This window comes from Pseudomonas sp. AC463, assembly GCF_979253585.1.
In genome coordinates, this window is record NZ_CEEDDZ010000764.1 from 1 (window position 1) to 261 (window position 261).

The 261-nt window shown below is 50.2% G+C and carries 1 protein-coding gene; it reads right to left on the bottom strand.

Annotated features, from left to right (window positions below):
• Positions 1-261, bottom strand: a 261-nt coding sequence (locus AC0IYH_RS32285) for a hypothetical protein (protein WP_471838402.1), incomplete at both ends; no start/stop codon positions are given.

Consider the following 261-nt stretch of genomic DNA (forward strand, 5'->3'; position numbering starts at 1 on the left):
GGTACAGGGTACCATACACGAATGACATGTAAATGGTGACCAGAATGAGCATCGGCTCTGTGAAGAAGATTTTGATGGGCTTGCCGAGCACAGTGCCTATCATTTTGGTCAATTCGACGTGCCGCATTTCAATGGGCGCTTTGTAGCGATCATCGCCGGTTTCGCGACGCAGCCGCCGAGCCTTTTTCTTCAGGCGTAGACCATCATGTGTTTCAGGCATAGTCAGCAAGACGAGCACGAGCATGACGAATGAAAAAATGG